The following is a 12,321-nucleotide window of genomic DNA, read 5'->3' as shown; positions in this document are numbered from 1 at the left end:
ATTCCTATCCCAACATCCAACGCATTCTTCAGCCTCTCGGAGTTCCCCATGTCCATTACCCGACGCACCACGCTGTCCAAGTATCTGATCGAGCAGCAGCGTGAGACCCACAACCTCCCCGCCGACCTGCGCCTGTTGATCGAAGTGGTCGCGCGCGCGTGCAAGGCGATCAGCTACAACGTGAGCAAGGGCGCGCTGGGCGATGCGCTCGGCACGGCCGGCAGCGAGAACGTCCAGGGCGAGGTGCAGAAGAAGCTCGACATCCTGTCGAACGAGATCCTGCTCGACGCGAACGAATGGGGCGGCAATCTCGCCGCGATGGCGTCGGAGGAAATGGAGACGTTCTTCCCGATCCCGGAAAATTACCCGCGCGGCGAATACCTGCTCGTGTTCGATCCGCTCGACGGCTCGTCGAACATCGACGTGAACGTGTCGATCGGCACGATCTTCTCGGTGCTGCGCTGCCCGGACGGCCAGTTGGCGACCGAGCAGTCGTTCCTGCAGCCGGGCACCGAGCAGGTCGCGGCGGGCTACGCGGTGTACGGCCCGCAGACCGTATTCGTGCTGACGACGGGCAACGGCGTGAACTGCTTCACGCTCGACCGCGAAGTCGGCTCGTGGGTGCTCACGCAGAGCAACCTGCGGATTCCGGAGGACACGCGCGAATATGCGATCAACGCGTCGAACGCGCGCCACTGGTACGACCCGGTGAAGCGCTACGTCGACGAGCTGAACGCAGGCGCCGAAGGCCCGCGCGGCGAGAACTTCAACATGCGCTGGATCGCGTCGATGGTCGCCGACGTGCACCGGATCCTGAACCGCGGCGGCGTCTTCATGTACCCCGCCGACAAGCGCACGCCGGATCGTCCGGGCAAGCTGCGGCTGATGTACGAGGCGAATCCGATGTCGTTCATCGTCGAGCAGGCGGGCGGCGCGGCGACGACGGGCCTGCAGCGGATCCTCGACGTGCAGCCGACGGGCCTGCACCAGCGCGTGCCGGTGATTCTCGGCTCGAAGAACGAAGTCGAGCGCGTCGCGCGCTATCACCAGGAAGCGCAGTCTTGACGCACGACCGCGGGCGTCGGGGCGCCGCCGCCGGCACCGCCCTGCCGCATCCGGCGCGCTCCGCTCGATGTGCACTCGTCGAATGACGGCGAACCGGCGCGAATCGGTTGCGCGAAATATCGACGAATCGGGCCGTTATCCGCGCGGCAAAAAACATCGATTTTTTTTCGCCAACCCTCTTGCCAAGCCTCCAGTAGCTCCCTATAATTTCATTTCTTTGTTGCCGGTGTAGCTCAGTTGGTAGAGCAGCGCATTCGTAATGCGAAGGTCGTAGGTTCGACTCCTATCTCCGGCACCAACAGATTCAAGGGCTGCGATGCGAAAGCATCGCAGCCCTTTTCATTTATCGATCCGATCAAGCCCGCCCATGCGGCCCGATCCGCAAGACACGTCGAAGCTTCCGCCTCTGTCGGCGTTGCGCACATTCGAAGCGTCCGCGCGCGGCGACAGCCTCGCCGAAGCCGCGCGTCATTCGCATGTCACGGTCGCGAGCAGCGGCAGGATCGACAGCCGCGTTCTCCTCACGACAACCGTCGTCGCGCTCCAAGCGATACCGGACAGCAGTCCGAACCAATCGCCAATAACGGTCCCGAATAAAGCAGCGCCTTCACGTGGCTCGACGTCGTTGGCGCGATGCCAGCGCGATCGCAATCGATCGCCACGCCTTCGACATGTTTCGACTCAAGCGCACTTGCGCGTTCATTCGTCCGCCTGAACGGTGCCGTACCGCACTGTGCGCATGCCCACCGTCGGCTACCGTCAAAACCATTCGCTGCGCCGCCGCACGCGCGCCGCTCGCAACGCAGCGCGTCATCGCAAGCCAATCGAGCACACGTTTTCTTACGCTTTTATTTCAATGCGCGCATCGGCATTCGTCCGGCAAAAAATATTTGGTCAATCCGGACGGGATGCGTAACATTACTTAACGATCCTGACCCGCCTATTGCAGTAAATTGCGTGTGCGACGCTCCGGGATCGGCGTGCGATCCGCGTCACGTCACAGGCAGCGCCCGACGTCGGCTCATTCGTGGGAACTAACAAAGGAGAGGACCACCATGGCTCATGGCTTGATTATGTGGCTCATCATCGGCGCAATCGCCGGCTGGCTCGCCGGCCTGCTCGTGAAGGGCGGCGGCTTCGGGCTGCTCGTGGACATCATCGTCGGCATCGTCGGCGCCGTCATCGGCGGCTGGCTCGCCGGCATTCTCGGCATTCACATCGGCGGCGGCTTCATCAGCTCGGTGATCGTCGCCGTCATCGGCGCAGTCATCCTGCTGTTCGTGATCCGGCTATTCAAGCGAGCCTGACGTATAGCGACGTTGCCCGGCGCGCCGCATGGCCGCCGGGCGCTTTCTCGCCGTCCCCCCGCCTTTCTCGCGGCCGCGCGCCGCGTTCTTCTGCATTCCGGATCGCTTACTCGCGCCGACGACCTTCGCCTCCCCACCGATCGTCAGGAATCCCGATGTTGCAGCCAAGCATCGAGCACGGCCGGCGTGAGCAAGCCGCTCTTCGCGCGCCGCGTGCCGTCCGCGCCGATCCACAGCGTGCGCGGCAGTTCGCCACGCCACGCCGGATCGAGCGCCGCGCGCAATCGTTCCGGCATCGGCTCCGCGTTCGCGTATTGCCTGACCGTTGCGGGCAGTTGCATCTGCGCGAGCGCGCCGGCGAGCGCCTGCGCGTGCTCGTCGAGCGAGTCGAGCGCGACGAGTGCGATGCGCACCTGCGGATGCCGCCGCTGCCATTCGACGAGATGCACGGCGTTCTCGCGGCAGTAGCCGCAGTCGAGCGACCACACTTCGACGACGAGCGGCGCCCCGCTTCCGCTCGCATAGAGCGATGCGACCTCCGACGCGCGCAGCGGCTGCGGCGCCGGCACTTCTCCCGCGACGCCCGACGCGACAATCGCGAACGCAGCGAGTGCGAAAACCATTCGTTTCATTGCTGCGCCTCCACGTCGATCAATCGATAGCCGTCGTTGCGCGTGCGCCATGACAGATAGATGCGTCCGCGGTCGGCCAGCAGTTGCGGGTTGTCGCTCGCGCCCGACGTGTACGCGAGCGTGCGCGGCGCGCTCCAGTGCATGCCGCCGTCGTCCGACCGGCGCAGCCTGATGCGCATCGTGTCGCCGTCGAACGCCTTCCACGCGAGCCATAGCGTGTCGCGCTGCGCGACGAGTGCCGCATGCGACGCCTGTTCGTTCGGCGCCGCCGGATCGTCGCCGAACGCGAGCGGCGTGCCGAGCGGCGCGCCGCTCGCATCGAGTCGCGAATAGAACACGTCTGCCTTGCCGTCGACGACGCCGAACCATGCGAGATGCCGCACGCCATCCGTCGTGATCGCGAGCGCAGGCCCGTGATCCGGGCACGCCTCGACATGCCAGTTCGAGAATGTCGCGCGCACGGGCTCGACCGCGCGGTCCGCCGACGCGGGCAGCACCGCCACCGCATGATCGCGGATCTGGCCTGGGAACACGTTGCGCCACGCGGCCTGCACGCGGCCGCCGGCATCGATCGCCATCGCGATCCGGCAGCATTCGCACGTGTGGTCGCTCACCTTGCGTTCCGGCTCGAACGTCGCGCCGCCGTCGGTCGACACCGCGTAGTAGATCGCCGCGCCGTCGTACGAACGCCCCGCCCGGTGCGCCGCGACGAGATCCCGCTTGTCGATCCACACGACGAAGATGCGGCCTTGCGGATCGATCGTCAGCATGTCGAAACGATGTGTGATCGCCTGCCGGTCGCGATGCACGGTGACGGGCACCGACCACGTCGCGCCGCCGTCGAGCGAGCGCGAGAAGCGCACCATCCCGGTGTAAGGCGCATCGAGCGGCATCGACCACGTGACGTAGATCGCGCGCCCGTCCGAGCTCGCGGCGATCTTCGGCCGGTTCTCTGCGCTCGTGTAGACCGGTTCGGGCAGCGCGTTGACCGTCGCGGGCGCGCTCAGCGTGCGCCCGGCGTCGTCCGAATGCGCGACGACGACATGCTGCCCTTCGACCCACGCGACCCACAGCCGATGACGCGCATCGAATGCGGCTCCCGTCGCGAGCGGCGCCTTCTGCGCCGCGCCGGCCGGCGCAGCGTCCATCTCTATGTGCGCAGCATGCGCGGACGATGCGCCCGCGGCCGGCTGCGCGTCGTGCGCGAGCGCACCGCGCGCGAACGCAACAAGCGCGACGAGCGCGACGCCCGCCGATCGATGCTTCATAGCGACCATTTCAACTCTCCATAAAAAGTGCGGCCCGGATAAGGATGGAACACGTAGTAGCGGCGATCGGTCACGTTGTCGATGCCGAACGACGCGAGCCAGTGCCGATCGAACCGGTAGCGCGCCTTCAGGTCGACGACCGCATACGAGCTGGTGCCGCCATACACGTTCGGATTCACGTCGCTGTTGTCGAGCGCGTTGTACTGCCGCCCCGAATAGCGAACGCCGACGCTCGTCATCCAGTGCTCGTCGAAGCGGTACGACGCGAGCAGGTTCGCGCGCATCCGCGGAATCCTCGGCCAGCGCGCGCCGACGTAGTTCGGGTTCGCCGCGTCGGCGAGCGTCTGCGCATTCGTCGCGGACACGTTCGCGTCGACGTCGAGCCCTCTGATTGCGACGTCCTGCCCCGAGAACGCGAGCTCGACGCCGCGCACCCGCACGCGGTCGACATTCGAGATGTTCGTGTACGTCGAAGCGCCCGCGAGCGTCGTCTGGCTGTAGATCGATTGGTGCAGATCGCTCTGGAACACGCTCGCGCGCACGACGCCGAAGCCCATGTCACGCTCGGCCGTGAAGTCCCAGTCGATCGCCTTTTCCGGCTGCAGGTTCGGGTTGTTGTTGACGATCGCGTTGTTCGAGATCGTGCCCTGGAACAGCTCGGCGACGGTCGGAAAGCGCGTGCCCGTCGCGAACGACAACCTCAAGCGCCACGCATCCGCCGGCTGCCATTCGAGCGAGAGCTTCGGCGAGAACGCGGTCGCGCCGCGGTCCGCATAGCCGAGCGTCGCGCTCGCGTTGCCGAGCTCGCCTCCATACGCGTCCCACCGCTCGTAGCGCAGGCCGAGCGTCGCGAGCCAGCCGGGCGCGAAACGCCACGCGTCCTGCGCATACAGCGCCTGCGTGCGCGTGTTGCCGCGATAGCGGTTCGCGAGCGTCGTCGGCACGGCGTTTTGCCAATCCGCCGTGTTGTAGGTCGCGTTGCGCAGGAAATAAGCGTCGAAGTGATAGCCGAACGAAAAGCGGTGCCCACGCACGTCGGGCGACTCCGCGCGCAAGTCGACGGTGCGCCAGCCGGTGCCGTCGCCGCGGAACACCGTTCCAGGCCCGCCGTCCCATGCGCCGGGCGGCGCGCTCGACGCGCTGCGCAGCACGTCGCGCGACACCTCGTACGCGGACGCGGTCGCCGACAGTTTCCAGCCGGACGCGAGACGCGCGTCGAGCCCGAGGCCGTACAGCCAGTTCTCCTGATCGCCGTTCTGCGGCGCGAACGCGGTGGGCGACACCGTGTAATTGCGCCCGCCGAACGACACGTTGCCGCCGTACACCGGATTACCCGCCGCGTCGCGCAGCAGCGTGTCGCCGTGCTGCCGGTAGTGGTTCTCCCAATGGCCGAGCGTGACCGTCGCGTCGACGTGGTCGGTGAACGCATAGCCGAAGCGCAGCGTTTCGTTGAGCTGCTCGGTGCGCTCGATCGTCTGCGCGCCGACGATTGTCCGCGGCCGCCCGTTCGGGCCGATGTCGGAAACGGCGCCCGTCACCGGCACGCTCGCGCCGAGCCTCGGATCGAACGCGCCGTTCGGGCTCGCGTATTGCATCGGCTGGCTGTCGTTTTCGAGCCGGTCGAGCGACAGCGCGTACCAGAAGCGCCCGACGCGGTCGGCGATGCGCGCGGTCTGGTGATTGCCGCCGAAGCTGTCGGCAAAACCATAGCCATCGTGATAGCGCTGCGTGAAGAACTGCGTCGACACCGACGCCTCGAGCCGATCCGGCTTGCGCGTCGTGATCTGCACGGTCGAGCCGATCGCGTTGCCCGGGTAGAGCGCGGAGAACGGGCCGTACAGCACGTCGACGCGCGCGACGTCGTCGGGCTGGATCAACGACCAGCGCGGCGGATACGAATAGCTGGAGCCGAGCAGATTGGACAGCAGGATGCCGTCCGCGTAGACGAGTCCGCGCGCGCTCTGCAACTCGTTGAAGTCGCGGCCGGCGAACACGGAGTTGCGATCGCCGATATAGCGCCGGCGCACCATCAGGTTCGGCGCGTACTTGAGCGCGTCTTCGGTCGTCACGTTGACGTGCGAATCGATCTGCTCGCACGTGAGCGTCTCGACGACGCCAGGCGTGCCGGGCGCGAATGCGGGGCGCGGCGCGGTGATCCTGACGACATCCAGGGTCTTTCCGGATGCGGCCGGCTCGGCGACGGCGGGCGTTGAATCGGCAGGGACGGCGGCGCCCGTCGTGGCGGCGTGGGCGGCGGGCCAGGCGAACGCCGCAGCGCACGCGGCCGCGAGCCGCCTGCGCGCGACATGCGCGGCAAGTTCATGGGACATGGAAAAGCGAATCCTGAAACGTGGTCGGCGGATCGCCGCGCGGGCGAACGCGCGCCGCGCCTGTCTTCAAGGAAGAACGGGCACGACGCCAGACGTCGCGCGCACGACGACGCTCACGCGTGGCGATGCGCGAGCGGGCTGCGGAAATCAGACCGGGACGGTTTCAGGCGGAGCGCGCGGCTGCGCGATGCGCACGCCGCGGCGAAAGAAGACGGTAGGCCGCTCGGCGCGGTTTGCATACACGAACGCGCGGACGAAGCGGGGCAACACGGGCGCGCTCGAGCCGAGCGCGACATTCGCGGCGAAGCCGGGACAGTAGACACAATGCGCGGCGTGCGCGAGCGAACCGTCGTCCTGGCGCGTCGCCCCGCCGCTGCCGATGACGACGCGCTGCGCGCCCGCTGCGCTGCACAATTCGAGCGCGAACGGCATGTCGTGTGCGTTCGCGGCGGCGCGCGCATAGCCGATGACGGGCGACAGTACATTGAGTACCAGCGCCAGCCAGACGAGGCTCAACCATCGCGTCGAACGTTTCATCGCAGTTTGGGGAAAAGAGGCGCGCAGTATAACAAGGCGGTTCGCGATCGCGCTTCGAAGGAGGCGCATCCCTGCGGGATCACGCATTGCTGCACATCAACGCAAACGCATGTGCTGTTTAAGCAACAGAGACAAAATCTAACGATTGAACACTGGCATAAAGCAAAGCTCGCGTTCGATAATCGTTTCACCAAGGAGAGAAATCATGGACGAAAGGCCCACCCGCATTCCGCCTCCCGAGAAAGTGATGAGCCCGGACCCTGAGCCCGTGGCCGTCGAGTTTCTCGCCGAGTTGCCCGAGCACGTGCGCGCGTTCTTCGACGAGCAGCGCAAGCTGTGCTCACCGAAATGACCGTGCATCCGCTGGCGGCACGTGCGGGCCGGTGAATCGTCGCGTGTCCGCGAACGCTTTCGTGCGCCCCACCACTTCGCCGTCCCGGCAAGCCGCACGAAATCCGGCCCGCCATCGTGAGCCGGGTCGAGGTTGTTGCGTCCGCTGATCTCCCGCTTGCGCCACGTCGCTGCGCAACGTCTTCGCTTATTCTTCTGTTTTTTCCATCGCCCGGTTCCCGCACGCCGGCATTGTCATTTTTCGCCATGAAACAGTCGCTTCGCGCAAGCCTGGCCGCCGCCTTGCTCGGCTGCGCCGTGCTGAACGCGCCCCGCATCGCCGCCGCCGACGGTGACGACACCGCGCTCACGAACCTCGTCGCGCTCGCGTCGCAGCGCCTTGCGCTTGCCGAACCCGTCGCTCACTGGAAATGGATCAACAGGAAGCCGATCTCGGACCCGCCGCGCGAAGCGGCGCTCCTGGCCGACGTCGAGAAGCGCGCCACGGCGAACGGCGTCGATCCCGCGTACGCCCGCGCGTTCTTCGACGACCAGATCGCGGCGAGCAAGCAGGTGCAGAACACGCTCTTCGCGACATGGCGCGCAACGCACGGTCCCGAAGGCCCGGCGCCCGATCTGGCGACGAGCACGCGGCCGCAGCTCGACCGGCTCACGCAATCGCTGATCGCCGCGCTCGCGCGCGTCGCGCCGCTGCGCGACGCGCCGGATTGTCCGTCGCGCCTCGCACGCAGCATCGCGAACTGGAAGACCTTGACGCGCTACGACTCCGGTCAGAAGGACGCGCTCGGCACCGCGCTGTCGCACGTCTGCACGGCGGGCAGCGCCAGCGCCGTCGGCTAGGCTGCGGCAGGCGCGGCGCCCGCGAGCGGAATCAGCTCGAGCCCGCGCGCGAGATGCGTCTGCAGAATGCGGCGCACCGCCGGCGCGGCGTCCGACATGCCCTCGCCCGCCGCGCGCGCATCGGCCGCGAGCGCCGCCGCCTGCTCGAGCGACGATGCCGCGCCGACGTAGCGCCAACGGTCGACCACATGGAAGACGCTCGACTCGCCGCGCTCCTCGAACGCGACCGGCCCATCGAACGGCCAGTGCGCCGCGCCCGCGGCGCTCCGGTCCGGCCGCCGGTTGAACGACGGCGCGAGCGACGCGATCCAGTCCGCCTCGGCCAGCAGCGCGCCGAGCTCGCCGCCCGTCTCGCGCCATTCGACGCGCCGAACCAGTTGAGCGAGCCGCATTTCCTTCGCCGAGCGTCGCTCGCCCGTCAGCAGCGCGCGCAACCGCTGGCGGACCCGAACGCTGCGACCGACATAGAGCGGCGCATCGTCGTCGCCGAACAGCGCGTAGACGCCGCAGCCGGCGGGCGCGCTTTCCAGATACGCTTCCGTCAACTCCCCGGCGAGCCTGAACCGGCGCGTCGTGCGCGCGATCTGCTCGCGCAGCCGCTCGGCGGGTATCGCGTCGTGCAATTTTTGCCAGAACTGCCAGATGAGATCGGCGTCGGCAAGCGCCCGGTGGCGCGCCGACGGCGCTAGCGCGTGCCGCTCGATCAGCGCGTCGAGCCCGTGGCGCGACTCGCGCGGAAAAAGCGCGCGCGACAGCCGCACCGTGCAAAGCACGTCGGGATTGAACGCGACGCCCGCGCGCTCGAACTCCGCGCGCAGGAAGCCGCGGTCGAAGCTCGCGTTGTGCGCGACGAAGAGTTTGCCGTCGAGCCGCTCGAACAACGCGGACGCGATGTCGGCGAACGTCGGCGCGCCGCGCACCATCGCGTCGGTGATGCCCGTGAGTTGCTGGATGAACGGTGGAATCGGCTGCCGCGGATCGACGAGCGTCGTCCACGTCGACACGTGGCTCGCATTCACGACGACGACGCCGATTTCGGTGATGCGATGCTCGGCGGCCGAGCCGCCGGTGGTTTCGAGGTCGACGAACGCGAGCGGCGTGTCGATCGCGGGATGAAGCAGCGGCGAGGCGGACATGGATGGGCGGACGGCGCTTCGTATTGTGTCGGACGGAGCCGGGAGAGCGGCTCCCGGCACTGGCAGTCCTTATTCTACCCGCCTGGAAAACCAAAACCCCCGCCGAAGCGGGGGGTTTGCACGGCCCTCGGCGCGTTTCAGGCGTTCAAAGCGCCTGAATATTCGCGGCTTGCTTGCCCTTCGGGCCGGTTTTCACTTCGAACGACACACGCTGATTCTCTTTAAGGGTCTTGAACCCCTCCATCTTGATTTCGGAGAAATGGGCAAACAAATCCTCGCCGCCATTGTCCGACGTAATAAAGCCGAAGCCCTTAGCATCGTTAAACCATTTCACGATACCGGTATCCATATTCCTAGTTCCCCACTAAATAAAAATAACACACGGGCTACGCCCTTATACCGTCACACAAAGCTCCGACGCTTCCTCCACCCCTCATACGATCTGCTGGAAGCACCGCAAGCTTGGTGTTGCTTTTATAAATTGGAAAATCCAATCCAGTCAAGAAAATTTTTGATGACCGCTTATGCGATTTGATACGAATACAACTGGAATCGGTACACTAGGGCCAAGAAATTAATTAACCGCAACAACACCTGTCATTATTACCGGGGAAAACGATCAATTAAATCCGCAAAAGAAAAATCTACCGCAATCAAGCGAATCGACCACGGCTCAGTATTTGTCCGGGTTGCGGTGCGCAACAAGCTTTGCAATGCTGGTCCTCGCCCAGAAAGGCGCTGGAGACTGTCATGCTGAACGGCATCAAACGTTTCGCACACCGGCTCGGTATTGTGCGCCGCAGCAATGCGGCAGGTCGCGCACCGGCGGCGTCCGACATGTTCGCCAGCGAATTCGATTCCACTTGGCACGGCGATCATTGGCAGAACCTGCTCGCCTCGCCGCTCGATGCGCGTCATTATGTGATGGAAGATTGGGCGCAACCCGCCATGCCCGAGCGAGACGAACAGGCGGACACGTCGCCGCCCAAGCGACGCACGCGCTGGTATGAACAATAGGCAGGCAAAAAAAAGCGCGACCGGAAAGTCGCGCTGACAAAGGTTTGGAGATCTTTTCCGTCAACGAAAAAGTCTGCTTAGGTAAGCAGAAGTTGCAGTATAACGAGTTGACTCCCTTTCATTAGTCATACTCCCCACAAACCTCTATTGCCGAAGCGTCAATAATCCCATTCCCACGCACGCAGCTCGGCCGCCTCCCCCAACAGATTGTCGCTGTCACGCAACGCTACGGCAGGTTCGGAAACGGAAAAATATTCCCTCGATTCGGGCCAAAGCCTTGCTCCACAAGGGTTTCCGTCGCAACCCCAATTATTTCTAAAACGCAAATATATTATTTCTTAAACTGAATTCATCGACTTTCGGCAACGCTCTTTTACACTGCGGATAGCTTGTGATGACGGGCGTCGGTACACGCCCGAGACATACCCCGGCTCCGTTTCTCGCAGCAGCGGCCGGGTACATCGAAGGACAGGTCAGATATCGTCATCCACCCTGTTTCGGACGGAGATAAACCCAATGAAAAAGACCCTCATCGTTGCCGCTCTCTCTGGCGTTTTCGCGACGGCCGCTCACGCGCAAAGCAGCGTGACGCTGTACGGCCTGATCGACGCCGGCATCACCTACACGAACAACCAAGGCGGCCACAGCGCCTGGTCGCAGTCCACCGGCTCGGTCAACGGCAGCCGCTGGGGCCTGCGCGGCGCCGAAGATCTCGGCGGCGGCCTGAAGGCGATTTTTGTGTTGGAAAACGGCTTCGGCATCAATAACGGCACGCTGAAGCAGAACGGCCGCGAGTTCGGCCGTCAGGCGTTCGTCGGCCTGTCGCACGAGCAATACGGCGCGCTGACGCTCGGCCGCCAATACGATAGCGTTGTCGACTACATCGGGCCGCTGTCGCTGACGGGCACGCAGTTCGGCGGCACGCAGTTCGCCCACCCGTTCGACAACGACAACCTGAACAATTCGTTCCGGATCAACAACGCGGTCAAGTACACGAGCGTGAACTGGGCCGGCCTGAAGTTCGGCGCGTTGTACGGCTTCTCGAACAACAATCAGTTCACGAACAACCGCGCATATAGCGCGGGCGTATCGTACAGCTACGCCGGCTTCAACGTCGGCGCCGGCTACTTGCAGTTGAACAACGAATTCGGCCCGACGGTCTCCAACGCGGCCGGCGCGGTCGCGCTCGACAACACGTTCGTCGGCAAGCGCCAGCGCGTGTTCGGCGGCGGCCTGAACTACACGTACGGCCCGGCGACGGCCGGCTTCGTGTTCACGCAATCGCGCGTCAACCGCGCGACGGCGATCAGCGCGGGCGCATCGGGCATCTCGAGCGGCATCGCGCTCGACGGCACGTTCATGCGCTTCAACAACTACGAAGTGAACGGGCGCTACGCGATCACGCCGGCATGGACGGTCGCGGGTTCGTACACGTACACCGCCGGCTTCATCGAGAACCATCACCCGGGCTGGAACCAGTTCAACCTGCAAACGGCCTACGCGCTGTCGAAGCGCACGGACGTGTACCTGCAAGGCGTGTATCAGAAGGTCAACAGCGACGGCACGGGCCTCGGCGCCTACATCAACGGTGTCGGCGGCATGTCGTCGAGCGAAAAGCAGATCGCCGTCACGGCCGGCCTGCGCCACCGCTTCTAATCGGTTCTTCGGCACCGATCCAAAGCGCCCCGCCCGGGGCGCTTTTTTTATGTCCGATCGTATCCAGCCGGTCGCGCGCGCATTGTTGCGCCGCGCGTCTTGCGTGCTGCCGTCGCGACGATCGTTCGCGCCTTCGCAAGCTTATCCAGGCACGCGCGCCGAGCGAATTCTCGCCCTTGCGA

General features: G+C 65.3%; 13 protein-coding genes and 1 tRNA gene. 8 read left to right on the top strand and 6 right to left on the bottom strand.

Features of this window, described 5'->3' with window-relative positions:
• The first annotated feature begins 48 nt into the window (after positions 1 to 48).
• From AQ610_RS05190 to AQ610_RS05180, 4 genes are all read left to right on the top strand, one after another.
• Positions 49 to 1,065 carry a class 1 fructose-bisphosphatase gene (locus AQ610_RS05190; protein WP_006025635.1) on the top strand — a complete coding sequence of 339 codons (1,017 nt, stop codon included), beginning with the start codon at positions 49 to 51 and terminating at the stop codon, positions 1,063 to 1,065.
• A 222-nt stretch (positions 1,066 to 1,287) separates the two neighbouring features.
• A tRNA-Thr gene (locus AQ610_RS05185) sits at positions 1,288 to 1,363 on the top strand.
• 441 nt (positions 1,364 to 1,804) lie between these two features.
• Entirely contained in the window at positions 1,805 to 1,981 is a 177-nt protein-coding gene (locus AQ610_RS36765) for a hypothetical protein (RefSeq protein ID WP_006025633.1), read from the top strand.
• Positions 1,982 to 2,120: 139 nt separating this feature from the next.
• On the top strand, positions 2,121 to 2,372 hold the full coding sequence (locus tag AQ610_RS05180; RefSeq protein WP_004197795.1) for a GlsB/YeaQ/YmgE family stress response membrane protein: 252 nt from the start codon (positions 2,121 to 2,123) through the stop codon (positions 2,370 to 2,372).
• Between the two features lie 143 nt (positions 2,373 to 2,515).
• On the opposite strand, the gene AQ610_RS05175 is transcribed toward AQ610_RS05180, so the two are convergent.
• The 4 genes from AQ610_RS05175 to AQ610_RS05160 form a co-directional block, all read right to left on the bottom strand.
• Positions 2,516 to 3,004 (bottom strand): TlpA family protein disulfide reductase, encoded by a 489-nt coding sequence (locus tag AQ610_RS05175; protein WP_006025632.1) that lies wholly within the window; start codon positions 3,002 to 3,004, stop codon positions 2,516 to 2,518.
• Positions 3,001 to 4,281, bottom strand: coding sequence for a sialidase family protein (locus AQ610_RS05170; RefSeq protein WP_043282356.1), 1,281 nt, complete (start codon positions 4,279 to 4,281; stop codon positions 3,001 to 3,003). Before AQ610_RS05170 ends, AQ610_RS05175 begins: the two co-directional genes overlap by 4 nt.
• Complete coding sequence (locus AQ610_RS05165) at positions 4,269 to 6,602, bottom strand: TonB-dependent receptor (RefSeq protein ID WP_006025630.1); 2,334 nt, start codon at positions 6,600 to 6,602, stop codon at positions 4,269 to 4,271. The genes AQ610_RS05170 and AQ610_RS05165 overlap by 13 nt, the downstream gene beginning before the upstream one ends.
• Positions 6,603 to 6,749: 147 nt before the next feature.
• Entirely contained in the window at positions 6,750 to 7,139 is a 390-nt protein-coding gene (locus tag AQ610_RS05160; RefSeq protein ID WP_009913297.1) for a DUF2946 domain-containing protein, read from the bottom strand.
• A 205-nt stretch (positions 7,140 to 7,344) separates the two neighbouring features.
• Between AQ610_RS05160 and AQ610_RS36760 the strand changes: the two genes are divergently transcribed.
• Entirely contained in the window at positions 7,345 to 7,491 is a 147-nt protein-coding gene (locus AQ610_RS36760) for a hypothetical protein (RefSeq protein WP_006025628.1), read from the top strand.
• Between the two features lie 245 nt (positions 7,492 to 7,736).
• Positions 7,737 to 8,330, top strand: coding sequence for a chorismate mutase (locus AQ610_RS05155; protein WP_006025627.1), 594 nt, complete (start codon positions 7,737 to 7,739; stop codon positions 8,328 to 8,330).
• On the opposite strand, the gene AQ610_RS05150 is transcribed toward AQ610_RS05155, so the two are convergent.
• Positions 8,327 to 9,466 (bottom strand): exonuclease domain-containing protein, encoded by a 1,140-nt coding sequence (locus AQ610_RS05150; RefSeq protein ID WP_006025626.1) that lies wholly within the window; start codon positions 9,464 to 9,466, stop codon positions 8,327 to 8,329. The two genes, AQ610_RS05155 and AQ610_RS05150, sit on opposite strands and share 4 nt — an antisense overlap.
• Before the next feature lie 145 nt (positions 9,467 to 9,611).
• Entirely contained in the window at positions 9,612 to 9,815 is a 204-nt protein-coding gene (locus tag AQ610_RS05145) for a cold-shock protein (RefSeq protein ID WP_009913299.1), read from the bottom strand.
• A 401-nt stretch (positions 9,816 to 10,216) separates the two neighbouring features.
• On the opposite strand from AQ610_RS05145, the gene AQ610_RS05140 reads away from it, so the two are divergent.
• Both AQ610_RS05140 and AQ610_RS05135 read left to right on the top strand, forming a co-directional pair.
• Positions 10,217 to 10,483 (top strand): hypothetical protein, encoded by a 267-nt coding sequence (locus AQ610_RS05140; RefSeq protein ID WP_006025624.1) that lies wholly within the window; start codon positions 10,217 to 10,219, stop codon positions 10,481 to 10,483.
• Between the two features lie 516 nt (positions 10,484 to 10,999).
• Positions 11,000 to 12,139 carry a porin gene (locus AQ610_RS05135; protein ID WP_006025623.1) on the top strand — a complete coding sequence of 380 codons (1,140 nt, stop codon included), beginning with the start codon at positions 11,000 to 11,002 and terminating at the stop codon, positions 12,137 to 12,139.
• The last annotated feature ends 182 nt before the right edge of the window (positions 12,140 to 12,321 follow it).

Source organism: Burkholderia humptydooensis, from assembly GCF_001513745.1.
Classification (GTDB): Bacteria; Pseudomonadota; Gammaproteobacteria; order Burkholderiales; family Burkholderiaceae; genus Burkholderia; species Burkholderia humptydooensis.
The sequence above is the reverse complement of the archived record's forward strand: the minus strand, read 5'-3'. Positions and strand labels throughout refer to the sequence as shown.